This is a genomic window from Paraburkholderia sp. GAS199 (assembly GCF_050436585.1).
GTDB lineage: Bacteria > Pseudomonadota > Gammaproteobacteria > Burkholderiales > Burkholderiaceae > Paraburkholderia.
On the sequence record NZ_JBNDMM010000004.1, the window covers coordinates 13,011 to 37,062 of the forward strand.

Below are 24,052 nucleotides of genomic sequence, written 5' to 3' on the forward strand. Positions count from 1 at the left end.
CTGGCCGACTTCACGCCGCCCGCGGCCCGTGGTCTTATTGCTCATCAACTGCATGGAGGTTCTGGATGTCCTCATTGAACACGAATCTGAATGGCAAGGTCGCGGTGGTCACCGGCGCCGCGAGCGGCATCGGTAAGCAGATCGCGCTGACGCTTTCCGCGGCCGGCGCGGCGGTCGCGATCGCCGACCTGAACCAGGACGGCGCAAACGCCGTGGCCGAAGAAATAAAAAAAGCCGGCGGCAAGGCAATTGGCGTGGCGATGGACGTCACCAATGAAGACGCCGTCAACCAGGGCATCGACAAGGTCGCGGCCGAACTCGGTTCGATCGACATTCTCATTTCCAACGCCGGCATTCAGATCGTCAATCCGATCGAAAACTATTCGTTTTCGGATTGGAAGAAAATGCAGGCAATTCACGTCGACGGCGCCTTCCTCACCACCAAGGCCGCGCTCAAGCACATGTACAAGGACGACCGCGGCGGCATCGTGATCTACATGGGCTCGGTGCATTCGCACGAAGCTTCGCCGCTGAAGTCGGCGTATGTCACGGCCAAGCATGCATTGCTGGGTCTCTCGCGCGTGCTGGCGAAAGAGGGCGCCAAACATAACGTGCGCTCGCACGTGGTGTGTCCGGGTTTCGTGCGCACTCCGCTCGTCGACAAGCAGATTCCCGAGCAGGCCAAGGAACTCGGCATTCCGGAAGAAGAAGTCGTGAAGCGCGTCATGCTGGGCGGCACGGTAGACGGCATTTTCACCACGGTGGAAGACGTCGCGCAAACGGTGCTGTTCCTTTCCACGTTCCCGACCGCCGCGCTGACCGGCCAGTCCTTCATCGTGAGCCACGGCTGGTATATGCAATAAGGAGGCACGCATGGCGCAACGCAATCTCAAACGGGCGCGCGCCGGTGCGCCCGGCGATGGGGGCGACGGTGCGGGTGCCGCACCCGCCGAACGCCCCAGCCGGCACATTCACGTGCCGAAATACGAAACCGTTGCGCTCATGCTGCAAGGCGGCGGTGCGCTGGGCGCCTATCAGGCCGGCGTCTTTCAGGGACTTTACGAAGCCGGCATCGAGCCCAACTGGCTGGCCGGCATTTCGATCGGCGCGTTGAATACGGCGATCATTGCCGGCAATCCGCCGGAAAAGCGCGTCGAGCGGCTGCTGCAGTTCTGGGAGACGATCTGCCAGCCTGCCTTCGGGCCGCCGTTGCCGGCGTTCATCGAACACGCGCTTTTCAATTCCAGCGACGCCATCCGCAAAGCCTTCACGGCCACGCAGGCAATCGGCGCACTCGTGGAAGGCCAGAAGGGTTTCTTCGTGCCGCGTTTTCCGCCGCCGTTGCCGACCGTGTCCGGACCGCCGCAAATGGCCAGCTACTACGACACCACGCCGTTGAAGGCGACCTTGGAAGCGCTATGCGATTTCGATCGCATCAACTCGCGCGAGATGCGGGTGTCGGTGGGTGCGGTCAATTGCGGCACGGGCAATTTCGCTTACTTCGACAACACGCATACCACGCTGCGGCCCGAGCATTTCATGGCGTCGGGTGCGTTGCCGCCGGGTTTCGCGGCTGTCGAGATAGACGGGCAGTACTACTGGGACGGCGGCCTGATGTCGAATACGCCGCTCTACGAGGTGATTCAGTCCACGCCGCGTCGCGACACGCTCGCCTTTCAGGTCGATTTGTGGAGCGCGATCGGGCCGGTGCCGGACAACATCACCGACGTTCAGGGGCGCATGAAAGACATTCAGTATTCGAGCCGCACGCGTCTCGTCACCGACATGCTGCAGCGCTCGCAGCGTTTCAGGCACGTGCTGCGCGAAGTGCTCGACCGTGTGCCGTCCGAGCAGCGCGAAGATCCGTGGTGCAAGCTGGCCGAGGACCTGTCGTGCTCGAAGCGCTACAACGTGATCCACCTGATTTATCGTCACAAAGAGTACGAAGGGCACTACAAGGACTTCCAGTTTGGTCTGTCGACCATGCGTGAGCACTGGGAAAGCGGTCTGGACGACATTCGCCATTCGCTCTCTCAACCCGACTGGCTGGAAATGCCCGACAACGATGCGGGTTTCGTCACGCACGACATTCATCGCGATTCGCGCTGATCGTCGAGCAGGTCTTTCAATCGACGTCGGCAATAAAAAACGGCGCCCGAAAGGGCGCCGTTTCTACGAGCAGACTCGAGCGGCACGTGGCAGTTGCACGCGCGCCGCAAAGCCTTACTTCAGAACGTGAGCGATTGCGTTGGCCACCACGTCGAGGTTGCGCGTATTCAGCGCAGCCACGCAGATGCGGCCCGTGCCGACTGCGTAAATGCCGAACTCTTCACGCAGACGATCGACTTGCGGCGACGTCAGACCCGAGTACGAGAACATGCCGCGTTGCGCATTCACGAAGCCGAAATCGCGATCCACGCCGCTTGCCTTCAGACGCTCGACGAGGCCGTTGCGCATTGCGCGGATACGATCGCGCATTTCGCCGAGTTCCGTCTCCCACGTAGCACGCAGTTCCGGCGAAGCCAGCACTGCCGCGACCACCGAGCCGCCGTGCGTCGGCGGGTTGGAATAGTTGGTGCGGATCACGCGCTTGAGTTGCGAGAGCACGCGAGCGGATTCTTCCTTGCTCGCCGTGATGATCGACAGTGCGCCGACGCGTTCGCCGTACAGCGAGAACGACTTCGAGAACGACGAGGACACGAACACGTTCAGCTCCGCTGCCGCGAACAGGCGCACTGCTGCAGCGTCGGAATCGATGTTGTCGCCGAAACCCTGATAGGCGATGTCGAGGAACGGCACCAGATTGCGCGCCTTCACCACCTCGACGATCTGCTTCCATTGCTCGACGTTCAGGTCGACGCCGGTCGGGTTGTGGCAGCATGCATGCAGCACGACGACTGTGCCGGCCGCGTAGCTGTTCAGCGCGCTCAGCATGCCGTCGAAATTCACGCCGTGCGTCTGCGCGTCGTAGTACGGATATGAAACGACTTCGAAGCCGGCGCCTTCGAACAGCGCGCGATGGTTTTCCCAGCTCGGATCGCTGATCGCGACCTTGCCCGACGGATTCAGGCGCTTGAGGAAGTCGGCGCCGATCTTCAGCGCGCCCGTGCCGCCCAGTGCCTGCGCCGTCACGACGCGGCCCGCGGCGATCAGCGGCGAGTCGTTGCCGAGCAGCAGCTTCTGCACGGCTGCGTCGTAGGCGGCGATACCTTCGATCGGCAGATAGCCGCGCGGCAGCGCAGCTTCGACACGTGCCTTCTCTGCGTCGCGCACGGCGCGCAGCAGCGGAATCTTGCCTTCTTCATTGAAGTAGACACCCACGCCAAGGTTGACCTTGGTGGCGCGCGCATCGGCGTTGAAAGCTTCGTTCAGGCCCAGAATCGGGTCGCGGGGAGCAAGTTCGACGGCGGAGAACAGAGACATGATGGGTCGGCAGCAGTAGTGAAAAGAAGGGCGGCTTCGTGCGCGGGGCGGCCCGGCTCGGTGCGTCTGGCGGAGAAAAGGCAGCTAAACGGCGGGCGGCGGCGAACGAGCGCAGCTTGGCATTGTAACGAATTCGCGGGCCTTTTTCGGGCCGGACGCATGGCTATCCTGAAATATTTGCTTGAAAAACAGGCACTGCGGCGCCACTTGCAGTGAGCGGAAGCGTCCGCGACGGCGGCCGGATATGCCGGTGCGCAAATCGCGAACAACACCGCAAGCCAACCGTCGAGCAGGCCATCGGCGCGCTGCAAGGCGCCCGCAAGGCCGGCCTTCAACCGTGTGCCCATCCGACGCAGACCCAACGCAGACCCAGCGCCAACCCGGCGTAGACCCGCTCCATCGGCGATTGCCGCAACCCGTTAGAATAGTTCTTTGCCCAAGGCCCGGTGCCGTCCCCATGTCCGAACAACCTCTGACCGAAGTCGACGATACGCTGGACGAATCCAAGTTCGTCACGTTCGACGGCTCGCCGTTCCAGCTCTATCAACCGTATCCGCCCGCCGGCGACCAGCCCACCGCGATCGACACGCTGGTCGAAGGCGTCGAAGACGGCCTGTCGTTCCAGACGCTGCTCGGCGTGACCGGTTCCGGCAAGACCTTCACGATGGCCAACACCATCGCGAGGCTCGGCCGCCCGGCGATCGTGTTCGCGCCGAACAAGACGCTCGCCGCGCAGCTGTATTCGGAATTCCGCGAGTTCTTCCCGCGCAACGCGGTCGAGTATTTCGTTTCGTACTACGACTACTATCAGCCGGAAGCGTACGTCCCGCAGCGCGATCTCTTCATCGAGAAAGATTCGTCGATCAACGAGCACATCGAGCAGATGCGGCTGTCGGCCACCAAGAGCCTGATGGAGCGGCGCGACGTGGTGATCGTCGGCACGGTGTCGGCCATTTACGGTATCGGTAATCCGTCCGAATATCACAAGATGATTCTGACGCTGCGCACCGGCGACAAGCTCGGCCAGCGCGACATCATCGCCCGTCTGATCGCGATGCAGTACAACCGCAACGAGGCCGATTTCCAGCGCGGTTCGTTCCGCGTTCGCGGCGACACGATCGACATTTTCCCGGCGGAGCACGCCGAAATGGCGGTGCGCATCGAATTGTTCGACGACGAAATCGAAACCCTGCAACTGTTCGATCCGCTCACCGGCCGCGTACGGCAGAAGATTCCGCGTTTCACGGTGTATCCGTCGTCGCACTACGTGACGCCGCGCGATACCGTGGTGCGCGCCGTCGAGACGATCAAGACCGAATTGCGAGATCGCCTCGAATTCTTCTATGGCGACGGCAAGCTCGTCGAAGCGCAACGTCTCGAACAGCGCACGCGTTTCGATCTGGAAATGCTGCAGGAACTGGGCTTTTGCAAGGGCATCGAAAACTACTCGCGGCACTTTTCGGGCGCCGCGCCCGGCGAACCGCCGCCGACGCTGGTCGACTACCTCCCGCCCGACGCGCTGATGCTGCTCGACGAGTCGCACGTGCTGATCGGCCAGCTGAACGGCATGTACAACGGCGACCGCGCGCGTAAGGAAAATCTCGTCGATTACGGCTTCCGGCTGCCGTCCGCGCTGGACAACCGGCCGCTCAAGTTCAATGAGTTCGAGCGCAAGATGCGGCAAGTGATTTTCGTCTCGGCCACGCCGGCCGATTACGAAAAGAAAACGACAGGGCAGGTGGCCGAACAACTGGTGCGGCCAACCGGTCTCGTGGACCCGGAAATCGAGGTGCGACCCGCGCGCAGCCAGGTCGACGACGTGCTCGCCGAGATCAACGAACGCGTCAAGGTGGGCGACCGCGTGCTGGTCACCGTGCTGACCAAACGGATGGCCGAGCAGCTCACGGAATTCCTGTCCGACCACGGCGTGAAGGTGCGCTATCTGCATAGCGACATCGACACGGTCGAGCGGGTGGAAATTATCCGCGACCTGCGCCTCGGCACCTTCGACGTGCTGGTGGGGATCAACCTGCTGCGCGAAGGGCTGGATATTCCGGAGGTGTCGCTGGTGGCGATTCTCGACGCGGACAAGGAAGGCTTCCTGCGCGCCGAGCGCTCGCTGATCCAGACCATCGGCCGGGCAGCGCGCAATGTCAACGGCAAGGCTATTCTCTACGCGGACAAGATCACGGATTCGATGCGCCGCGCGATCGACGAAACCGAACGTCGGCGTACCAAGCAGATTGCCTTCAACGTCGAGAACGGCATTACGCCGCGCGGCGTGGTCAAGCGTATTCGCGACATCATCGACGGCGTTTACAACGTGGACGACGCGCGCGCGGAGTTGAAGGAACAGCAGACGCGCGCGAAATTCGAGGACATGTCCGAGAAGCAGCTTGCAAAGGAACTCAAGCGTCTCGAGAAGCAGATGATGGAGCATGCGAAGAATCTCGAGTTCGAAAAGGCCGCGCAGACGCGCGATCAACTGGCGCTGCTGCGTCAGCGGGTATTTGGCGCCAACGTGGGCGACCACGTGTCGGGCGCCTGATCGCTCGCAGCCGGTCTTGTCTGGTCCACTCCGGCGCGAGCGATTTTTCCAGTCTGTCTGAAGGGCGTGGCGCATTGCCGCGCCCTTTTTTCATTCAGCCGCCCGGCCGGCTGCACCGCCCGGCGCAGCCGTGCCAGCGCGCTGTTGCATCGTTGCCGCCAAGGCCCGTTACTACAAGGCTGACGAGCCGATAGGGCGCGGCCACGCAATTGTTCTCCTGGTCGATCGATGTTAAACTTGCCTCAATATTGAGAATGGTTCGCATTAACGTTCGTAAGAACGTCTGGGCCTAGCCCGGCGGCGCCATTCCAGTGAATCCAATTCCAGGCAGATAAAAACAAGGAGCATCAATGCGGATTTCTTCATTCGTGCGCGGTAGCGCGGCGGCAGTTGCCGCAGTGGCGGCGTTTTCGGCGACGGCAGCGGAATACCCGATCGGCAAGCATCAGATCCAGGGCGGCATGGAAATCGGCGCGGTGTATCTGCAGCCGATCACGATGGAACCCGAAGGCATGATGCGCAAGGCGTCGGATTCTGATGTCCATCTGGAAGCCGACATTCACGCAGTCAAGAACAATCCGACCGGTTTCGCCGAAGGCGACTGGATGCCGTATCTGCAAGTGCATTACGAGTTGACCAAGGTCGGCTCGAACCAGACCCAGAAGGGCGACATGATGGCGATGGTCGCCAACGACGGTCCGCACTACGGCGACAACGTCAAGCTGCAAGGCCCGGGCAAATACCATCTGAAGATGACGATCGAAGCGCCGGCGCAAACCGGTCACATGGCATTCGGCCGTCACGTCGACAAGGAAACCGGCGTGGGTCCGTGGTTCAAGCCGATCACGCTCGAATACGACTTCGCTTACGCCGGCATCGGCAAGAAGGGCGGTTACTGATCGGCGCGCTTCATGCGCCTCGCTGCGACTGAACGCGTGGCGGCGCGCATGAAGCGGGTGCGAATCCATGCTGTAGACGACGCCAGGCTCGCCGCCTGGCGCCGCGTTTTCTGGAAAGGCTAATGAGAATCGACCGAAAGATCGCCGTGTTCGCCATGCTGGCGTCGCTGGCCGGCGCCGTTCACGCGGCCGACCTGCCGACGTTCAACCTGGAAATGAACGACGGCAAACTCAACCCCGCGCGCATCGAAGTGCCGGCCGGGCAGCGTATCAAGATCGCGATACGCAACACGGGCAAGGGCGCGGCGGAGTTCGAGAGCGTTCAGTTGCGCAAGGAGAAGGTGCTCGCGCCGGGCGGCGATTCGTTCGTCGTGATCGCGCCGCTCGAGAAGGGCGAATACAAGTTCTTCGACGATTTTCACCAGCAGGCGCAAGGCGTGATCGTCGCCAAGTAGCGCAGGCACGGGCGCACAAACGCCCCGCAGTGGAAGGAGAAACAGATGGGTCAGATTTTGTTCATCGTGTGGCGGGAAAGCGTCGAGGCCTTGCTGGTCGTCGGCATTCTGTACGCGTGGTTGAAAAACGGCGACGACGATGCGCGCCGCGGCTTGCCGTACCTGTGGGGCGGCGTAGTCGCGGGTTTGATCGCGGCGGTGGCGCTGGGCGCCGCGCTGGTGGGTTTCACCGAGGTGCTCTCGGGCGACGCGCAGGATTACTTCCAGACCGCGATGGTGCTGGTCGCCTGCGTGCTGATCGTGCAGATGGTGCTCTGGATGAAGCAGCACGGCCGCACGCTCAAGCGGGACATGGAACAGTCGCTGCAAAAGAGCCAGCGCGATTCGAACTGGTGGGGCGTGGCGCTGCTGGTGGCGCTCGCCATCGCACGTGAAGGCAGCGAGACGGTGATCTTTCTGTACGGACTCGGCTTCGGTCAGTCCGGTCACGTCGACGGCGCCCAGATGCTCGCCGTCGTGATCGGTCTCGGTCTCGCGCTGCTGACTTTCTACCTGCTGCAACTCGGCGGCAAGATCTTCTCGTGGCGGCTGTTTTTCCGTGTCACTGAAATCATGCTGCTGTTCCTCGGCGCGGGGTTGTTCCAGACCGGCGTCGACAAGCTGATCGACAAGGAAATCCTGCCGACCCTGGTCGACCAGATGTGGAACTCGTCGTGGCTGCTGGACGACTCGAGCACCTTCGGTTCGCTGGTCTCGACGTTGACGGGTTATCGCGCGCATCCGGCGCTGATGAACCTGATCGCGTATGCGGTGTATTGGGGCGTGGTCTATCTGCTGGTGCGGCGCGCCGGTCGCAAACCCGCGCAGCAGGCGGCAGGGCGCGCGGCATGAGTACCGCGATGAGCCGCCCGAGCCGCCTCGCGGCGGCCGGGCAGTGGATGCAACGTCACGGCGCACTGATTCGCGGCATTCAGTGGGTCGTGGTGGCGGTGTACGCGTTTCTGATTCTGGTGCCGGCAGCCATGCCGTTGCCCGACGACACGGCGCATCTGTGGAACAACCTCACGCTTGCCGCGCAGTTCGTGTTCTGGGGCATCTGGTGGCCGTTCGTGCTGCTCTCCATGGTGATGCTCGGGCGAGTCTGGTGCGGCGTGTTGTGCCCGGAAGGCGCGCTCGCCGAATTCGCGAGCAAATACGGCCGCGGCCGCGCCATTCCGCGCTGGATGCGTTGGGGCGGCTGGCCCTTCGTCGCGTTCGGGATCACCACCATCTACGGTCAGATGGTGAGCGTTTATCAGTACCCGAAAGCGGTGTTGCTGGTGCTCGGCGGCTCGACATTCGCCGCGATGATCATCGGTCTGCTCTATGGGCGCGAGAAGCGCGTGTGGTGCAAGTATCTGTGCCCCGTCAACGGGGTTTTTTCGCTTCTGGCGCGGCTCGCGCCGTTCCACTACAAGGTCGACGAAGACGCGTGGCGCCGCTCGTATAAAGACGGCGAGCACGGTCATCGTGTCATTCCGATCAATTGCGCGCCGCTGGTGCCGCTGCGCAATATGAAGGGCGCCGCCGACTGCCATATGTGCGGCCGTTGCAGCGGCCATCGCGATGCGATCTCGCTGACGTGGCGCGCGCCGTCGTCGGAAGTCGTGCAGCTCGGCGACAAACAGGCGAACCCGTGGGACACCGCGTTGATTCTGTACGGCCTGCTCGGCATCGCGATCGGCGCGTTCCATTGGACCGCTTCGCGCTGGTTCGTCGATCTCAAGGTGTTTCTGGCCACGTGGCTGGTCGATCACGACATCATCTGGCCGCTCGACACCAACGCGCCGTGGTTCCTGTTCACGCATTACCCCGAGCAGAACGACGTGTTCTCGTGGCTCGACGGCACCATGGTGATCGGCTACATCCTCGCGACGGCGCTCGTCTACGGCACCGCGTTGCTGCTTCTGCTGATGGGCGCGACCCGTATGCTCGGACGCTTCAGCACGGTGCGTCTGCATCACCTGACGCAAGGGCTGATTCCGATTGCCGGCGCCGGCGTGTTTCTCGGTTTGTCCGCGACGACCTTGTCGCTGCTGCGCGCGGAGCATGTGTCGCTGTGGTGGGCGTCTGATATGCGTATCGCCATACTCGCGATCGCCAATCTGTGGAGCGCTTGGCTCGCGTGGCTCGTCACGCGCCGTTATAGCGAACGTCTGATTCAACGCGGTCTCGCGATGCTGTGGTTCGTGGCGGCGCTCGCCGTAGTGGATAGCGCGTGGTGGCTGATGTTCTGGGGTTGGGCGTCGAAGTAATGCGCTGAATCTGGCGCAGCGGGTGGGCGTCGCAGATCGCAAAAAAGCCGTGGAACGAATGTCGTTCCACGGCTTTTCTGTTTTCAACGCTGAATTTTGCTTGCGATGCAAGACGCTTCGTCTCGTGCATCCGCTCTGGATGGGAACCAAAAAAAGTGGCGTGGCTTGCTCGACGGCTGGCTTGGTGTCTGCACGAAGGGGTCTAGTTCTCACGTGCAAGCCGTCGTGGCTGGCTAATGCCGAACACCTCTCGAGGAGGTGGTCCCCACAATACCCGGTACTAACTGCTCATTCGTTGCTGCTTACTTCGTCAGGATCAGCTTGCCGAGACGTGTTGCGCGGAGCTGATACGTCTCGCCGTTGTGCGAGATGCTGACGTGACTGTGTCCTTGCAGCAGGGCATCGCTGCGTACGACCCGATCCGGCTGTTCTGTCGCGCTGTTGCGAGCCGCGGCAGGCTTGGCGTCCGCCACCGCCGTCGACGATGTTTTCGGACGGCTGGTCAGTGCTGCCGCCGGGCGGCGCAGGCTGAGAGTGGAAGAGCGGTTCAGATCGGTCATTTCGTTCTTGCTGTTCGTCGATTCGATGGACTAATTCTAAATGATAACTATTCCTATTTACAAGCAAAGAAATTGATCGAATTCTGGTTTCGATAGCCGCATGCGCGGGACGAGGCCCGCGCGCGGTTTAGTGCAGCGAGCCCGGTTCCTGTTTGGTCTGCACGAACTGGCGGATCAGGCGAACGGTGTCGATGTCGTTTTCACGATAAGCCGACTTCACGATCTCCTGCGTCTGCACCGCGTCCTGATCGTCGGAGACGGGCAGGGTGGTAGCGTATTCGAAGCGCAGGAAGAGCTGCAGTTCGTCCGGCTGCTCGATCGTCATGGTCAGCGAGCCGCCGACGTGGTCGGCCGTGGGCAGGATGTCGTAACGCACGCTCTGGCTTTCGAGCAAGGTGACGCGATCGCGGACGGTCGCCTGACCGTAATGCAATTCCCGCTCGAGCACGTTGTCCTGACGCGAGAGGATGGTGCAGCTGTCCAGCCCGATCACGAACAGCTGCGGCTGTTCGGCGCGCAGCACGAGACCTTCCCACAACTGCTCGCGGGTCATCGAGTCGACAAAAGGATTCAACGGGTCGTTGATCTGGATGAGGTGTTCGAAATTCAAGACGACGGCTTCCTATGAAAGCATGGCAATACGCGTGGCGAGCCCGGTGAACCCGGCGAGAGCGTCAAGCGACGGCGAGACCCGAGCGGACCGTGATCGGATGCGTGAGGATCTTGTGAACTGGGCACGCATTGGCGATTTGCAAGAGACGTTCCTGCTGCTCGGCGGAGAGATCGCCTTCCAGCACGATCTTGCGGTCGATGGTGGCGCCCGCGTCGCCGGTTTCGATCGACAGCGTGACGCGCACGTCCGCGAGCGGCCAGCCTTTGCGTTCCGCGTACATTTTCAACGTAATCGACGTGCATGCGCCGAGGCTCGACAGCAGCAATGCCACCGGCGACGGTCCGCGGTCACCGCCGCCCAGCGATTCGGGTTCGTCGGCGAGCCACGTGTGCTTGCCGTCGTCGAGAAGAACCTGGAATTTTGTCGAACCGATATGGGCGGTGACGGGGGTGTCTGCCATGCGCGCTCCTGAACAGGGACGAAAGTCGCCGCGCAACGCGCGGGGTGAATCGCTATTGTGAACGAAATTCACGGCATTCGCGGCCTGCCTGCCGAGCCCGCATCAATGCGTGATCGCGCCCATCCGTCCTGCCTGGTAATCCACGACGGCCTGACGGATCTCGTCTTCCGTGTTCATCACGAACGGGCCATAACGCACCACGGGCTCCCTGAGCGGCACGCCGCCGAGCAGCAGCACTTCGAGCGGCTCGGCACCCGCCGTCAGCGTCACGGCGTCGCCGTCGTTGTGGAACACCACCATCTTCTGCGCGTCGATTTCCTGACGGGCCTCGCCTTCGCCGTAAAAGCCCTTGCCCGACAGACTGTAGGCGAACACGCGATACTCCGGCGGCACGGGTTGCGTGATCGTTGCGCCCGGTTGCAGCGAGAAATGCTGATACAGAATCGGCGTGCGCGTTTCGATGGCCGCCTTCACGCCGAGCGCTTCGCCCGCGATGACCTTGACGCGCACGCGGCCGTCCGCCGAGGTCGCCACCGGGATGCTCGCGGACGGCATTTCCTGATAGCGCGGCGCGATCATCTTGTCGCGACGCGGCAGATTCACCCACAACTGCAAACCGTGCACGCGTCCACCGGTACGGACGAAGGACGGGTCCGGCATTTCGCTATGCACGACACCCGCGCCCGCGGTCATCCATTGCACGTCGCCGGCATGCAAGGTGCCGGAATGGCCGGCCGAGTCCTTGTGCCCGAACTGGCCTTCCAGCACGTACGTGACGGTCTCGAAGCCGCGATGCGGATGATCCGGCGCGCCTTTCGCCTCGCCCGGCGCGTAGTCGATCGGGCCCATTTCGTCGAGCAGCAGGAACGGGTCGAAGTCCATCAATAGACGGGTCGGGAACGGCCGGTGGACGATGAAGCCGCCGCCCTCGGTCGTGCGAACGGCGGGAAAGGTGCGTTCGATCGTGCGTGTCGTGTTCATCAAAGTCACCTCGGAAAATCGGGAATAGCGTTATTTTTGAAACATGGAGCTATTATAGGGACCGTTTTACGCGGTGCCAGCCGCCGCCACGCAATGGATTGTTCTATTACTGGAACGATGAGATGAAGATCGATTCACACAACCTGAACGACCTGATGTACTTTTCGCAGGTCGTCGAACACGGTGGTTTTTCGGCGGCGGAGCGCGTGCTCGGCATTTCGAAGTCGCGTTTGTCGCGCCGGCTGACGGAACTGGAAGCGTCGCTCGGCGTGCGTTTGCTGCAGCGCTCCACGCGCAAGCTGGCGCTGACGGAGGCCGGTCAGCTTTTCTATCAGCATTGTCAGGCGATGCTCAGCGAGGCGCAGGCGGCGGTCAACGTGGTGCAGCAATTGCGCTCGTCGCCGCGCGGCACCGTGCGCGTGAGTGTGCCGGTCACCATCTCGCAGACCATCCTGTCGCAGATCCTGCCCGAATTCATGCATCGCTATCCGGAAGTGCGCGTAGTGATGCGCGTCACCAACCGCGTGGTCGATCTGTTCGAGGATTCGATCGACGTTGCGCTGCGCGTGCGGTCCGCGCCGCCGGAGAACGCCAACATCGTCGTGCGCCCGCTATGGCGCACGCAGCAGATGCTGGTCGGCGCGCCGAGTCTGTTGCAGCAGAATGCGCCGCCGCTCACGCCTGCCGACCTGAACGGCTTCGAGACGCTGGACGTGCCGACCGGCGACGGCCGGCACGTCTATAACCTCATCGCGCCCGACGGCACGCGCCACGTGCACGAACACGAGCCGCGCCTCGTGACTGCCGATCTCATGACGATCCGCGAGGCCGCGCTGGCCGGCGTCGGCATTGCCGCGTTGCCGGAGATGATGTACGGCGCGGCGTTGCGCGCGGGGCAGTTGTCGCCGGTGATGCCGGGCTGGACCTTCCCGACGCCGCAGTTGTACGCCGTGTTCGTGTCGCGTCAGGGCATGGTGCCGGCGGTGCGGGCGTTCGTGGATTATCTGGTGGAAATGCTCGACCCGGACGAGGGCAAACACATCATGGGGGAGTGTCCGACGCGCGCTGAAGAGCGCGCGGCCGCGCAGCCGAAACTGGCCATCGTGTCATAGCATTTTCTGCGCGGCGCAACATCGCTTTTAGCATTTAAGCGTCGCCTGTCATGAGTACTTTCAATGGCGGTTTGCTTGCGTGCGCGCGCTCACGGACCTATATTGAAATCCCTTCGCTAAGGAGTCTCTTATGCGAAAACTCATGGCCGCTATGATAGTCGGCCTGATAGGGCTGACCGCGCTGTCCGTGTCGATCACGGCTGCCGCATGCGGTGATTCGAGTTATCAGTCTTCGACCGATGGCAAGTGATCCCGCCGCCCGAAGGCGCCGAGTGCGCACAAAAAAAGGCCTTCATCTGACGATGAAGGCCTTTTACTTTGTACTTCGATTTTAGCCCTTGAAACAGGGCTGTTTTGCGTTTCTCGCGAGCGTGGCGGCGCGCTTATTTCGCTTTCGGCTGCGTCACGAAACCGATCTTCGTGAGGCCGCCCGCCTGTGCCGCCGACATCACTTCGGCCACTTTCTCGTAGGGCACCTTGCGGTCCGCGTCGAGATGCAATTCCGGCTGCGGATTGGCTTGCGCAGCCTGCGCGATCCTGGCCTGCAGCGCGACGTCGTCGACCTTCTGGTCGTCCCACAGCACGTCGCCGGCCGCGTCGATCGACACGGTGACCTGCGCGGGCTTGGTGTCTTCCTTCTGGCTGCTCGCGTGCGGCAGGTCGATCTTGACTGCGTGACGGATCACCGGAATCGTCACCATGAAAACAATCAGGAGAACCAGCATGACGTCGACGAGCGGCGTCATGTTGATTTCGTTCATCAGGCCGTCGTCATCGTCGCCGGCGAAAGGGCTCATTGCCATCGGATTGCCTCGTCGATCAGTTGACGCGGGTGGCAAGGCGCAGGCCGTCGCCACGCTTGGACGACGACAGACGCGCGCCCGTCACGAAGAATGCGTGCAGACCATGTGCAAAACGGCTCAGCTTGGAGACGATGGCCTTGTTGGCGCGCGTCAGGGCGTTGTAGCCGAGCACGGCGGGAATCGCGACGAACAGACCGAACGCGGTCATGATCAGCGCTTCGCCGACCGGACCCGCGACCTGGTCGATCGACGACTGGCCGCTCGCGCCGATCGCCAGCAACGCGTGATAAATGCCCCACACCGTGCCGAACAGGCCGACGAACGGCGCCGTGCTGCCGATCGAAGCCAGAATCGCGAGGCCGCTCTGCATGCGCGACACGCTTTCGTCCATGGTGTCTTTCAGGCAGCGCGTCACCCAGTCCGACACGTCCATGCGGTCGTGCAGATGCGGTTGCGTCTGATGATGATGGTCGGCGGCTTCCTGGCCCGACAGCGCGAGCGCGAGGAACGGATTGTCCTGCGGCGTCGAACTGCCGGCGCCCAACTTCTTTACGCCGTCGGCGAGATCGTCCGAATGCCAGAACGACTGCTCGGCATTCTTCGTGAGACGGTTCAGGCGCATCACGTTCCAGCCCTTGATGGCGATCACGCTCCAGGACATGACCGACATGATCAACAGCGCCAGTGCGATACCGCGCGTCACAAAATCCCCTTGCGCCCACACGTGCGCCAATCCGTAGTTCTGCATTGCAATTCCTTTTTATAAAAGCGGCTTCAATCGTTCAGATTGAAGTTGTAAGGCTGGGTGGCGGTGGCCCGAATGGCCTGGCCGTTCTCGAGATAGGGCTTGCACGCGCTGGCATGCGCGGCGGCAATGGCGGCATCGTCCAGACGGCTGAAGCCGCTGCTCTTCTTGAGCGAGATGCTCTCGACCTTGCCGGTCGGCCCGATGACGAAGGTCACGAAGGCCGTGCCGGTTTCGCCGCGGCGCTTGGACAGGGTCGGATATTCCGGCGTCACCATGCTGCAGTCGATGTGCGAGACGTTCTTCGGCACCGTAATGTCCATGGTCGGACGACCGACGGCCGGTGCAGCCTGAGCGGGCGGCGCAGCGGGAGCCGGCGGCGCGGGCGTAGGCTCGGCGGCGGCCACCGGCGTCGGCGACGGCGCTGCAGCGACCGGCAAGGGCGTCGGAGTCGGCTTCGGCGTGGGTGTCGGCTTGGGCTGGACCTTCGGCTTGGTGTGGACCGGCGGCGTTGGCTTGGGCGGCGGCGGGGCGATCGATTGCACGGCGACCGGTGCGGCGACAGGCGCCGGCGCCAGCAACTCCGCGGTCATGACCTTCGATTCGATCACCGGCTGGATGGGTTCGTGCCGCAACGTCAGGATGACGGCAAGCAAGGCGACGTGAATCGCCGCGACCGCGGCAGTCGCGCCCAGGGTGCGGGAATTCATTCGGGTGGACGAGGCCGGCGGGGCGCCGGCTGAAACGGGATGCGAGGCCTGCATATTAGCGTGGCGTCGTGCCGTCGATGCGGCACGTCAGACAAGGCAGCGTCATGTTCGGAAGATCAGCAGCGAAATGCACAAAGTAGTCACGAAACCAATCAGCAATTCCATCTCGAACTCCTTTTAACGGGTGAGCGGGGTAGCTGGCTGGTACGGATACTGGCTTGCTGACGGCAGTGGTATTGGACACCAGGCGTGTGAAACGCCCGAGGCAGCCATCTCGACGCGGCGAGGCCGCGTCCTGGGATTCGGCCTCAGGCCGCCTTGCGTTCGTAGAACGTCAGCGGCACGGCTTGGGTTTGATGCTCGAAGCCGCAACGGCTCGCACACACGCCGCTTTGCATCATGACGTCGCGCACGGAATCCGCGCACTTGCCACAGCACGAAGCGACGCCCAGCTCGAACTGAAGCTTGTCGAACGAATCGACGCCTTCCGCGATCGAGGCACGGATCTTTCGGTCAGAAACAGACTTGCAGACACAGACAATCATGGCGTGGCGTCATAGCTAACGTTAATGCGAATTATTATCATTTTGTTTGGGCCGTTTGGCAAGCACCCTTAATCATTTTTTGTAACAAAACCAGACTGTTAGAAGGGTTTCGTGAGGGTGGCGGCATGCCGTGGACCAGCGAGAACGCGCGAGAAACTGACCGAAAAGTGCCTGTGGAGGCCGCTGGAGCGCTGCAAAACCCGTAGATCGGGCCGTTTATGCGGCTTGGGAATCCGGCGCCGCCGTGCGGCGCGAAGGAATGACCACGCGTTCGACGGCGGCCTCTATTTGCAGGAGCGAGCGCGTGAGTTGCTGCTGATGGCAGCCGTCGGAGGTCGAATAAAAGCGGGGCAGAACGGGCGCGGCAGTTTCGGCCGGGCGGTCGGCACGCAGACCGTGCTGCGCGAGCACGCGTTCCAGTTGGCGCGCAATGGCGACGCTGGTATCGATCAGCATCAGCCGGTCGCCGACGATGTCGCGAATGGCGGCGTCGAGGAAAGGATAGTGGGTGCAGCCGAGCACGAGTGTGTCCGCGCCGGCGTCGAGCATCGGTTCGAGATAGCCGCGCAGGAGCGCGCGCAATTCCGTGGAGCCCACATCGCAGCGCTCGACCGCCTGCACGAGCCCGTGACCGGGTTGGCACAGGAAACGGCAGTCGGCGGCGTAGCGCTCGAGCAGCGTCTGGAAGCGGGCGCTCCGCAGCGTCGAGTAAGTGGCGAGCACGCCTGCCACGCGGGTTTTCGACTGTAGCGCCGCCGGCTTGATGCCCGGTTCGACGCCGATCAGTGGAATCGACAGTTTCTCTCGCACCAGGGCGATGGATTGCGCCGTGGCCGTATTGCACGCCACGACCAGCGCCTTCGCGCCTTGTCCGACGAGCCACTGGCCGATTGCCAGCGTACGGTCGGCGATGAAGTCGTCGTCCCGTTCGCCGTACGGCGCGTAAAGCGAATCGGCCACATACAGGATGGCTTCGTCCGGCAACTGGGCGCGCACGGCGCGCAGCACCGACAAACCGCCCAGCCCCGAATCGAATATGCCGACCGGCGCGCGCGAATCGCCGCCCGCGTTGGATAACGAGGCGATATCGGCAGGCGTGGGCGAGGCGGAGAGAGGCGGCACGATGCTCAACGAAAAGTCAGAAGAACAGGGAGGTGCGCAAGTATATCGCCCGCGCGTCGCTCGTTTCCACGCATGTTGCGATCGTGCGGCGGCGCGGGCCAGGTGATGCTTGCAACGTCGATCAGTTTTCGATCGGACCCATTGCCGTTTGCTGGTAATTCTGAATGCCGATTTTGTCGATCAAATCGATCTGGGTTTCGAGCCAGTCGATATGCTCTTCCGTGTCGTCGAGAATCTTCGTGAAGATTTCGCGCGAAATGTAATCACGCACCGATTCGCAATAGGCGATTGCTTCTTTGCAGGTGCTTTGTGAAATCTGTTCGAGCTTCAGATCGCAGTTGAGAATCTCTTTGGTTTCTTCGCCAATCAGCAATTTGTGAAGGTCTTGCAGATTCGGCAAACCGTCGAGCATGAAAATACGTTCGATGAGCCAATCTGCGTGCTTCATCTCGCCGATCGATTCGTCGTATTCGTGCTTGCCCAGCTTTTCGAGGCCCCAGTGGCGATACATCCGCGCGTGCAGGAAGTACTGGTTGATTGCAGTGAGTTCGTTTTTCAACTGGGCGTTGAGATACTCGATGACTTTCTTATCGCCTTGCATGATTTGTCCTTGTAGGGCATTTGGAATTTCCCAGAACAATAAACGGCGAAAGCCAAAAAGCCAAGGCAAAAAAACACTTTTTCGCCTTGATTTGCAAGGTTTTTTGCGTGTTGCGTACCGTTCTCATTTCGTAATAAAAAAGCCGGGGCACAGGGCCCCGGCTTTTCAGTTTTTTAAACTGATGTCAATAGCAATCAGACCGTCGCGACCGGAATCTTGCCGATCTTTGCTTGCCATTCCTTAGGCCCGGTCTGGTGCACCGACGTGCCGTTCGAATCGACGGCAACCGTAACCGGCATGTCCTGCACGTCGAACTCGTAGATCGCTTCCATGCCCAGGTCTTCGAATGCAAGCACCTTGGCGCTGCGAATCGCCTTCGACACGAGGTATGCCGCGCCACCCACGGCCATCAGATATGCGGCCTTGTGCTTCTTGATTGCCTCGATGGCGACCGGACCGCGCTCGGCCTTGCCGATCATCGAGATCAGGCCGGTTTGCGACAGCATGGTTTCGGTGAACTTGTCCATGCGCGTAGCGGTGGTCGGGCCTGCCGGGCCGACTGCTTCGTCGCGCACCGGATCGACCGGGCCGACGTAATAGATCACGCGGTTGGTGAAGTCGACCGGCAGCTTTTCGCCCTTGGCGAGCATGTCGGCGATGCGCTTGTGCGCGGCGTCGCGGCCCGTCAACATCTTGCCCGACAGCAGCAGCGTCTGGCCCGGCGCCCACGAAGCGACTTCTTCCGGCGTGAGCGTGTTCAGATCGACGCGCTTGCTCTTTTCGGTGTCCGGTTCCCACTGCACTTTCGGCCACGCGTCGAGCGACGGCGCTTCGAGCTTCGCCACGCCCGAGCCGTCGAGCGTGAAGTGAGCGTGACGCGTTGCCGCGCAGTTCGGGATGATCGCGATCGGCTTGGACGCGGCGTGCGTCGGCGCGGCCATGATCTTCACGTCGAGCACGGTGGCGAGACCGCCGAGGCCTTGCGCGCCGATGCCCAGCGCGTTGACCTTCTCGTGCAGTTCGACGCGCAATTCTTCGATCCAGTCTTGCGGGCCGCGAGCGATCACGTCCTGAATGTCGATCGGGTCCATCAGCGATTCCTTGGCCATCACCATCGCTTTTTCAGCGGTGCCGCCGATGCCGATGCCGAGCATGCCCGGCGGGCACCAGCCCGCGCCCATGGTCGGGACGGTTTTGAGAATCCAGTCGACGATCGAGTCCGACGGATTCAGCATCGCAAACTTCGACTTGTTTTCCGAGCCGCCGCCCTTGGCCGCGACCTGCACGTCGACCGTGTTGCCCGGCACGATCTCGTAGTGGATCACGGCCGGCGTGTTGTCTTTCGTGTTCTTGCGGCCGCCTTCGGGCGGGCTCACGATCGACGCGCGCAGCACGTTGTCCGGGTTCAGGTAACCGCGGCGCACGCCTTCGTTGATCATGTCGGTGACGCCCATCGTGGCGCCGTCCCAACGCACGTCCATACCGACCTTCACGAACACTGTGACGATGCCCGTGTCCTGGCAGATCGGGCGCTTGCCTTCGGCGCACATGCGGCTGTTGGTCAGAATCTGCGCGATGGCGTCTTTCGCGGCCGGGCTCTGTTCGAGTTCGTACGCGCGGCCGAGCGCCTGGATGTAGTCGAGCGGATGGTAATAGCTGATGTACTGAAGCGAATCAGCAATACTCTGAATCAGATCTTCCTGTTTGATGACGGTCATGGCTAGCTCAGTGGGGACAATGGACGCTTGTTTTCCAATCGCAGGGCTATGCGATCAGTCGTGCGTCTTCAGGGGAGTGGAACCGTTGCCGGAACCCAGCGGATGCAAACCCGCGGGTTCCTGAAAATGTTTCGGATGCGTATGCGTGGTCATGCGGTCGACCAGTGCCATCACCAGCGCCGAGACGAGGAAGGCGACGTGAATGATCACCTGCCACATGATCGTATGCGTGCTGTTCTGGTCGGGGCTGATGAAGGTCTTGAGCAGATGGATCGACGAAATGCTGATCAGCGCCATGGAAAGCTTCACCTTCAGCACGCCCGCGTTCACGTGATCGAGCCATTCCGGTTCGTCCGGATGGCCTTCCACACCGAGGCGCGACACGAAGGTTTCATAGCCGCCGATGATCACCATGATGAGCAGGTTCGAGATCATCACCACGTCGATCAGGCCGAGCACGACCAGCATGATGCTGGTTTCGTCGAGCGTCATGGAGGCCGTGACCAGATGCCAGACCTCTTTTAGGAACAGCACCACGTACACGCCCTGAGCCACGATCAGGCCGAGATAGAGCGGCACCTGCAGCCAGCGGCTCATGAAAATGATGGCGGGCAGCGGACCCATCGGGCGGCGCGGACGGGTCGGGTCGGGGCGCGAGGCGGACATAGGCAAGAGTCAGAGGAAACGCGAGTGACGGAACGCGGGTTCATCGTGCCGGCGCGGCGCGCACAGCAGACACGCGCGGATCGGGCATGCAGGCCAGCGGCGCCGACGCGGACAGGCCGGTGAAGCTCGCGTCAGGCGCGCTATTGTACAGCGTCGCCCGGATACGCTGCGCCGTGGCGGGCAGGGCCTGGACGGGGGCCGCAGCGGGCGAGGGCGGCGTCGGAGCAAACACGACGGCGCCCACGCGCGCAGCGGTCACGAAGCGAGCGGCGGCGTGCGTCGGGGTTTGAGGCTCGCGAGCCCGATGCCCGCCACCACGCAGGCGAGCGCCACGCCATGCGCGAGCGTGGGCCGCTCGCCGAGAAACACGATGCCGTAGATCGCCGCGGCCACCGGCAGCACGGCGCTGAATACGCCGGCGAGGCTGCCCGGCACGTGGCGGATGCCTTTCATCCAGAGCCAGAAGGAGAAGATGCTGGCCGACAGTCCATACCAGAGCACCAGCGTCCAGATGCCGGCCGGCACCGCGCGATAGTCGAAATCGACGAGCGCGCTCGCGCCCGGCGGCAACATCAGCAGCAGGCCGAAAAGATGCGTGTAGGCGCAGATGTCGATGGGCGCGAGGGTTTGTGTCAGGCGGCGCGACAGGATGATGTAAAGCGATTCGCAGCACACTGCGCCGAGCACCATCAGATTGCCGCTGAGCGACGTCTCGCCGTTCGCGCCGCGATCCACATGCGCGAGATTGATGACCACCACGCCGACGATCGCCAGCGCAATGGCGCCGAGCGCGCGCCCATTGGGACGCTCTTTCAGGATCAGCCACGAGAACAGCGCGACCACGGCGGGGATCGTGCTCGTGATGACGCCGGCCGCAACCGCGCTGGTGCGGTGCACGCCGTTGAGCATCAGCAGCGTAAACCCGAAGGTGCCGAACAGCGCCTGCAGGAACAGATTCACCCATTCGCCACGCCTGACCCGGCGCATTTTCGACACGCGCAGCAGCGGCCACAGCACGGCGATCGCGATCACGAAACGCAGCAGCGCGAAGAGCGGGACGGGGACGAACTCGACGATCGATTTACCGATTCCGACATTGCTGCCGACCAGCAGCATCGAGGTGATGAGAAGCAGGGAGTAACGATTCAAGCTGGAATCCAGACGGCTAGTTCAGTTAGCATTGTAAGAGCGCCGTCGAGCCAGCGTAAAGCTAACGGAGCGGGTAACCCAAAGGCAACGCGAAGCGGGTTGAAGGGGCGCCGCAAGGAGCGCACAGCGGCAGCTGTGTGCACCGTGGCACCGTGGCACCGTGGCATTGCGCTTGCGCCGCCGTTCCGCGAAACACGCCATGCCTTGTGGATGCCGTCTTCGCCACACGAATGACGCGCAGCGCGTAGCATGCTGCCCACGCATCGCCAATGCGGCCGCCTAAGGGTTTTCGCTGGCATGCGCGAGCCGGTCACGTAAGTGGCCGGTAAGTTGCAGCGCTTATGTTTGAACACGAGGTTGGACCTTCGCGCGGTCCGTCTGCGAGACTGCCCGATGCTGCGCTGCCGCATGAAGTCGCGCAACGCTCTCGGACAGCGGCACGATGCTCTGCAATTCGACGCGCGAAGTCTGGAGACACTACGCCGCTCCCTGCGCATGACGCGTTCATGCGCGGCGGCGTCACACTACATGGCGCGCCCAGAGGCGCGTCGGCAAGGTTTTACGTTTCATCTTCACCAAGGGGTTGTCGATGTCTGCGATTGAATCGGTTCTTCAGGAACGCCGTGTTTTCCCGCCCTCCGCGCAAGCCGCGGCGGGCGCCGCGATCTCCGGCATGGACGCTTACCGGGCGCTGACCGCCGAAGCGGAACGCGACTACGAAGGTTTCTGGGGGCGCCTCGCCCGCGAAACGCTGAGCTGGCACAAGCCGTTCACCAAGGTGCTCGACGAGTCGAACGCACCGTTCTACACGTGGTTCGAAGACGGCGAAATCAACGCCTCGTATAACAGCATCGATCGTCACGTCGAGGCCGGCAACGGCGGGCGCGTCGCGATCGTGTTCGAAGCCGACGACGGCACCGTCACCAACGTCACATATAGCGATCTGCTGCAACGCGTATCGCGCTTTGCCAACGCGCTGAAAAAGCGTGGCGTGAAGAAGGGCGATCGCGTCGTGATCTATATGCCGATGTCGATCGAAGGCATCGTCGCGATGCAGGCGTGTGCGCGCATTGGCGCCACGCATTCGGTGGTGTTCGGCGGCTTCTCGTCGAAGTCGCTGAACGAGCGGCTGGTCGACGTGGGCGCGGTCGCGCTCGTCACCTCCGACGAACAGATGCGCGGCGGCAAGGCCTTGCCGCTCAAGAACATCGCCGACGAAGCCATCGCGATGGGCGGCTGCGACGCGGTGAAGAGCGTGATCGTCTACAAGCGCACCGGCGGCAAGATTGCCTGGAACGAAGGCCGCGACCTGTGGATGCACGAACTCACGCAGGCCGAGTCGGATCAATGCCCGCCGGAATGGGTGGGCGCCGAGCATCCGCTGTTCATCCTCTACACGTCGGGCTCGACCGGCAAGCCGAAGGGCGTGCAGCACAGCACCGGCGGCTATCTGCTGTGGGCCGCGCAGACCATGAAGTGGACCTTCGACTGGAAGCCCACGGACGTGTTCTGGTGTACCGCCGACATCGGCTGGATCACGGGGCACAGCTACATCACCTACGGGCCGCTCGCGCTCGGCGGCACCCAGGTCGTGTTCGAAGGCGTGCCCACGTATCCGAACGCGGGCCGCTTCTGGGACATGATCGCCAAGCACAAGGTCTCGCTGTTCTACACGGCGCCCACGGCCATCCGCTCGCTCATCAAGGCAGCCGAAGCCGACGCCAAGGTGCATCCGAAAAGCTACGATCTCTCGTCGCTGCGCATCATCGGCACGGTGGGCGAGCCGATCAATCCGGAAGCATGGGTGTGGTATCACGAGAACGTCGGCGGCGGCCGTTGCCCGATCGTCGATACGTGGTGGCAAACCGAAACCGGCGGCCACATGATTACGCCGCTGCCGGGCGCCACGCCGCTCGTGCCGGGTTCGTGCACGCTGCCTTTGCCGGGCATCATGGCGGCGGTCGTCGACGAAACCGGACAGGACGTACCGAACGGGCAGGGCGGCATTCTGGTCGTGAAGCGTCCGTGGCCGTCCATGCTGCGCAACGTGTGGGGCGACCCGGATCGCTACAAGAAGAGCTATTTCCCCGAAGAACTCGGCGGCAAGCTCTATCTCGCCGGTGACGGCGCGGTGCGCGACAAGGAAACGGCCTACTTCACGATCATGGGCCGGATCGACGACGTGCTCAACGTGTCGGGTCACCGGCTCGGCACGATGGAAATCGAATCGGCGCTGGTGTCGAACCCGCTCGTCGCGGAAGCGGCCGTGGTGGGGCGTCCCGACGACACGACCGGCGAAGCCGTGTGCGCGTTCGTCGTGCTCAAGCGCGCGCGTCCGGAAGGCGAGGAAGCGGTGAAGCTCGCCAACGAACTGCGCGCGTGGGTCGGCAAGGAGATCGGTCCGATCGCCAAACCGAAGGACATCCGTTTCGGCGAGAACCTGCCCAAGACGCGCTCGGGCAAGATCATGCGCCGTCTGCTGCGCTCGCTCGCGAAGGGCGAAGCGATCACGCAAGACGTCTCCACGCTCGAAAACCCGGCGATTCTCGACCAGCTCGGCGAGTCGCTCTAAGCTTTCGCCAGTCGCCGGCCCGGCCGTTCGAGCCGGGCGCCGAAGCCACCGCGCGGTCAATCCCGATTGCCTGCCC

General features: G+C 62.6%; 23 protein-coding genes. 9 read left to right on the forward strand and 14 right to left on the reverse strand.

Going from position 1 to position 24,052, the window contains the following annotated elements; all coding sequences use genetic code 11:
- Positions 1–65 precede the first annotated feature (65 nt).
- Together P3T18_RS17040 and P3T18_RS17045 are read left to right on the forward strand one after the other, a co-directional pair.
- Positions 66–863, forward strand: coding sequence for a 3-hydroxybutyrate dehydrogenase (locus P3T18_RS17040; protein WP_429301138.1), 798 nt, complete (start codon positions 66–68; stop codon positions 861–863).
- Positions 864–873: 10 nt separating this feature from the next.
- On the forward strand, positions 874–2,109 hold the full coding sequence (locus P3T18_RS17045) for a DUF3734 domain-containing protein (protein WP_429301139.1): 1,236 nt from the start codon (positions 874–876) through the stop codon (positions 2,107–2,109).
- Between the two features lie 114 nt (positions 2,110–2,223).
- On the opposite strand, the gene P3T18_RS17050 is transcribed toward P3T18_RS17045, so the two are convergent.
- Positions 2,224–3,423, reverse strand: coding sequence for an amino acid aminotransferase (locus P3T18_RS17050; protein WP_429301140.1), 1,200 nt, complete (start codon positions 3,421–3,423; stop codon positions 2,224–2,226).
- Positions 3,424–3,880: 457 nt separating this feature from the next.
- Here P3T18_RS17050 and uvrB point away from each other — a divergent pair, with 457 nt between their 5' ends.
- From uvrB to P3T18_RS17075, 5 genes are all read left to right on the forward strand, one after another.
- The gene (gene uvrB, locus P3T18_RS17055) at positions 3,881–5,971 is read left to right on the forward strand and encodes an excinuclease ABC subunit UvrB (protein WP_429301141.1); all 2,091 of its coding nucleotides are present in this window, start codon (positions 3,881–3,883) and stop codon (positions 5,969–5,971) included.
- Positions 5,972–6,321: 350 nt separating this feature from the next.
- A complete protein-coding gene (locus P3T18_RS17060) occupies positions 6,322–6,870 on the forward strand; it encodes an iron transporter (RefSeq protein WP_429301142.1) in 549 nt (182 codons plus the stop codon).
- Between the two features lie 122 nt (positions 6,871–6,992).
- Complete coding sequence (locus P3T18_RS17065; protein WP_429301143.1) at positions 6,993–7,325, forward strand: cupredoxin domain-containing protein; 333 nt, start codon at positions 6,993–6,995, stop codon at positions 7,323–7,325.
- Positions 7,326–7,370: 45 nt separating this feature from the next.
- Positions 7,371–8,216 carry an FTR1 family iron permease gene (locus P3T18_RS17070; protein ID WP_429301144.1) on the forward strand — a complete coding sequence of 282 codons (846 nt, stop codon included), beginning with the start codon at positions 7,371–7,373 and terminating at the stop codon, positions 8,214–8,216.
- Positions 8,213–9,619, forward strand: a complete 1,407-nt coding sequence (locus P3T18_RS17075; protein ID WP_429301145.1) for a 4Fe-4S binding protein — start codon at positions 8,213–8,215, stop codon at positions 9,617–9,619. The genes P3T18_RS17070 and P3T18_RS17075 overlap by 4 nt, the downstream gene beginning before the upstream one ends.
- Before the next feature lie 302 nt (positions 9,620–9,921).
- Here P3T18_RS17075 and hemP read toward each other — a convergent pair whose 3' ends face one another.
- The 4 genes from hemP to P3T18_RS17095 all read right to left on the reverse strand — a co-directional run bounded on the left by hemP (position 9,922) and on the right by P3T18_RS17095 (position 12,233).
- Positions 9,922–10,179 carry a hemin uptake protein HemP gene (hemP, locus tag P3T18_RS17080; RefSeq protein ID WP_429301146.1) on the reverse strand — a complete coding sequence of 86 codons (258 nt, stop codon included), beginning with the start codon at positions 10,177–10,179 and terminating at the stop codon, positions 9,922–9,924.
- 127 nt (positions 10,180–10,306) lie between these two features.
- Positions 10,307–10,789, reverse strand: a complete 483-nt coding sequence (locus P3T18_RS17085; protein ID WP_429301147.1) for an SRPBCC family protein — start codon at positions 10,787–10,789, stop codon at positions 10,307–10,309.
- Positions 10,790–10,853: 64 nt separating this feature from the next.
- On the reverse strand, positions 10,854–11,252 hold the full coding sequence (locus P3T18_RS17090; protein ID WP_429301148.1) for an OsmC family protein: 399 nt from the start codon (positions 11,250–11,252) through the stop codon (positions 10,854–10,856).
- A 102-nt stretch (positions 11,253–11,354) separates the two neighbouring features.
- Complete coding sequence (locus P3T18_RS17095; protein ID WP_429301149.1) at positions 11,355–12,233, reverse strand: pirin family protein; 879 nt, start codon at positions 12,231–12,233, stop codon at positions 11,355–11,357.
- Between the two features lie 122 nt (positions 12,234–12,355).
- On the opposite strand from P3T18_RS17095, the gene P3T18_RS17100 reads away from it, so the two are divergent.
- On the forward strand, positions 12,356–13,345 hold the full coding sequence (locus tag P3T18_RS17100) for a LysR family transcriptional regulator (protein ID WP_429301150.1): 990 nt from the start codon (positions 12,356–12,358) through the stop codon (positions 13,343–13,345).
- 383 nt (positions 13,346–13,728) lie between these two features.
- Here the strand turns inward: P3T18_RS17100 and P3T18_RS17105 are convergent, their stop codons facing one another.
- The 9 genes from P3T18_RS17105 to P3T18_RS17145 form a co-directional block, all read right to left on the reverse strand.
- Positions 13,729–14,148 (reverse strand): ExbD/TolR family protein, encoded by a 420-nt coding sequence (locus P3T18_RS17105; protein WP_429301151.1) that lies wholly within the window; start codon positions 14,146–14,148, stop codon positions 13,729–13,731.
- Positions 14,149–14,164: 16 nt separating this feature from the next.
- Positions 14,165–14,896, reverse strand: coding sequence for a MotA/TolQ/ExbB proton channel family protein (locus P3T18_RS17110; protein WP_429301152.1), 732 nt, complete (start codon positions 14,894–14,896; stop codon positions 14,165–14,167).
- A 26-nt stretch (positions 14,897–14,922) separates the two neighbouring features.
- The gene (locus tag P3T18_RS17115) at positions 14,923–15,657 is read right to left on the reverse strand and encodes an energy transducer TonB (RefSeq protein WP_429301153.1); all 735 of its coding nucleotides are present in this window, start codon (positions 15,655–15,657) and stop codon (positions 14,923–14,925) included.
- A 254-nt stretch (positions 15,658–15,911) separates the two neighbouring features.
- A complete protein-coding gene (locus tag P3T18_RS17120) occupies positions 15,912–16,148 on the reverse strand; it encodes a (2Fe-2S)-binding protein (protein WP_429301154.1) in 237 nt (78 codons plus the stop codon).
- A 216-nt stretch (positions 16,149–16,364) separates the two neighbouring features.
- A complete protein-coding gene (gene murI / locus P3T18_RS17125; RefSeq protein WP_429301155.1) occupies positions 16,365–17,270 on the reverse strand; it encodes a glutamate racemase in 906 nt (301 codons plus the stop codon).
- A 121-nt stretch (positions 17,271–17,391) separates the two neighbouring features.
- Positions 17,392–17,871: a bacterioferritin gene (gene bfr, locus P3T18_RS17130; protein ID WP_429301156.1), complete on the reverse strand. Its 480-nt coding sequence runs from the start codon at positions 17,869–17,871 to the stop codon at positions 17,392–17,394.
- A gap of 194 nt (positions 17,872–18,065) precedes the next feature.
- Positions 18,066–19,589: a fumarate hydratase gene (locus P3T18_RS17135; protein WP_429301157.1), complete on the reverse strand. Its 1,524-nt coding sequence runs from the start codon at positions 19,587–19,589 to the stop codon at positions 18,066–18,068.
- Between the two features lie 54 nt (positions 19,590–19,643).
- Positions 19,644–20,255, reverse strand: coding sequence for a TIGR00645 family protein (locus P3T18_RS17140; protein ID WP_429301158.1), 612 nt, complete (start codon positions 20,253–20,255; stop codon positions 19,644–19,646).
- A gap of 255 nt (positions 20,256–20,510) precedes the next feature.
- Positions 20,511–21,404 (reverse strand): DMT family transporter, encoded by an 894-nt coding sequence (locus P3T18_RS17145; RefSeq protein WP_429301159.1) that lies wholly within the window; start codon positions 21,402–21,404, stop codon positions 20,511–20,513.
- Positions 21,405–21,993: 589 nt separating this feature from the next.
- Here P3T18_RS17145 and acs point away from each other — a divergent pair.
- Positions 21,994–23,976 carry an acetate--CoA ligase gene (gene acs, locus P3T18_RS17150; RefSeq protein ID WP_429301160.1) on the forward strand — a complete coding sequence of 661 codons (1,983 nt, stop codon included), beginning with the start codon at positions 21,994–21,996 and terminating at the stop codon, positions 23,974–23,976.
- Positions 23,977–24,052: the final 76 nt, after the last annotated feature.

What these genes read in the sequence shown, in the direction of transcription:
- P3T18_RS17110 (WP_429301152.1), bottom strand. Translation starts at nt 14,896, where the DNA reads ATGCAGAACTACGGATTGGCGCACGTGTGGGCGCAAGGGGATTTTGTG.
- P3T18_RS17100 (WP_429301150.1), top strand. Translation starts at nt 12,356, where the DNA reads ATGAAGATCGATTCACACAACCTGAACGACCTGATGTACTTTTCGCAG.
- P3T18_RS17050 (WP_429301140.1), bottom strand. Translation starts at nt 3,423, where the DNA reads ATGTCTCTGTTCTCCGCCGTCGAACTTGCTCCCCGCGACCCGATTCTG.
- acs (WP_429301160.1), top strand. Translation starts at nt 21,994, where the DNA reads ATGTCTGCGATTGAATCGGTTCTTCAGGAACGCCGTGTTTTCCCGCCC.
- P3T18_RS17095 (WP_429301149.1), bottom strand. Translation starts at nt 12,233, where the DNA reads ATGAACACGACACGCACGATCGAACGCACCTTTCCCGCCGTTCGCACG.
- P3T18_RS17075 (WP_429301145.1), top strand. Translation starts at nt 8,213, where the DNA reads ATGAGTACCGCGATGAGCCGCCCGAGCCGCCTCGCGGCGGCCGGGCAG.
- P3T18_RS17060 (WP_429301142.1), top strand. Translation starts at nt 6,322, where the DNA reads ATGCGGATTTCTTCATTCGTGCGCGGTAGCGCGGCGGCAGTTGCCGCA.
- P3T18_RS17065 (WP_429301143.1), top strand. Translation starts at nt 6,993, where the DNA reads ATGAGAATCGACCGAAAGATCGCCGTGTTCGCCATGCTGGCGTCGCTG.
- uvrB (WP_429301141.1), top strand. Translation starts at nt 3,881, where the DNA reads ATGTCCGAACAACCTCTGACCGAAGTCGACGATACGCTGGACGAATCC.
- P3T18_RS17105 (WP_429301151.1), bottom strand. Translation starts at nt 14,148, where the DNA reads ATGGCAATGAGCCCTTTCGCCGGCGACGATGACGACGGCCTGATGAAC.
- P3T18_RS17120 (WP_429301154.1), bottom strand. Translation starts at nt 16,148, where the DNA reads ATGATTGTCTGTGTCTGCAAGTCTGTTTCTGACCGAAAGATCCGTGCC.
- P3T18_RS17115 (WP_429301153.1), bottom strand. Translation starts at nt 15,657, where the DNA reads ATGCAGGCCTCGCATCCCGTTTCAGCCGGCGCCCCGCCGGCCTCGTCC.
- P3T18_RS17140 (WP_429301158.1), bottom strand. Translation starts at nt 20,255, where the DNA reads ATGTCCGCCTCGCGCCCCGACCCGACCCGTCCGCGCCGCCCGATGGGT.
- P3T18_RS17090 (WP_429301148.1), bottom strand. Translation starts at nt 11,252, where the DNA reads ATGGCAGACACCCCCGTCACCGCCCATATCGGTTCGACAAAATTCCAG.
- P3T18_RS17040 (WP_429301138.1), top strand. Translation starts at nt 66, where the DNA reads ATGTCCTCATTGAACACGAATCTGAATGGCAAGGTCGCGGTGGTCACC.
- P3T18_RS17045 (WP_429301139.1), top strand. Translation starts at nt 874, where the DNA reads ATGGCGCAACGCAATCTCAAACGGGCGCGCGCCGGTGCGCCCGGCGAT.
- P3T18_RS17135 (WP_429301157.1), bottom strand. Translation starts at nt 19,589, where the DNA reads ATGACCGTCATCAAACAGGAAGATCTGATTCAGAGTATTGCTGATTCG.
- P3T18_RS17070 (WP_429301144.1), top strand. Translation starts at nt 7,371, where the DNA reads ATGGGTCAGATTTTGTTCATCGTGTGGCGGGAAAGCGTCGAGGCCTTG.
- hemP (WP_429301146.1), bottom strand. Translation starts at nt 10,179, where the DNA reads ATGACCGATCTGAACCGCTCTTCCACTCTCAGCCTGCGCCGCCCGGCG.
- bfr (WP_429301156.1), bottom strand. Translation starts at nt 17,871, where the DNA reads ATGCAAGGCGATAAGAAAGTCATCGAGTATCTCAACGCCCAGTTGAAA.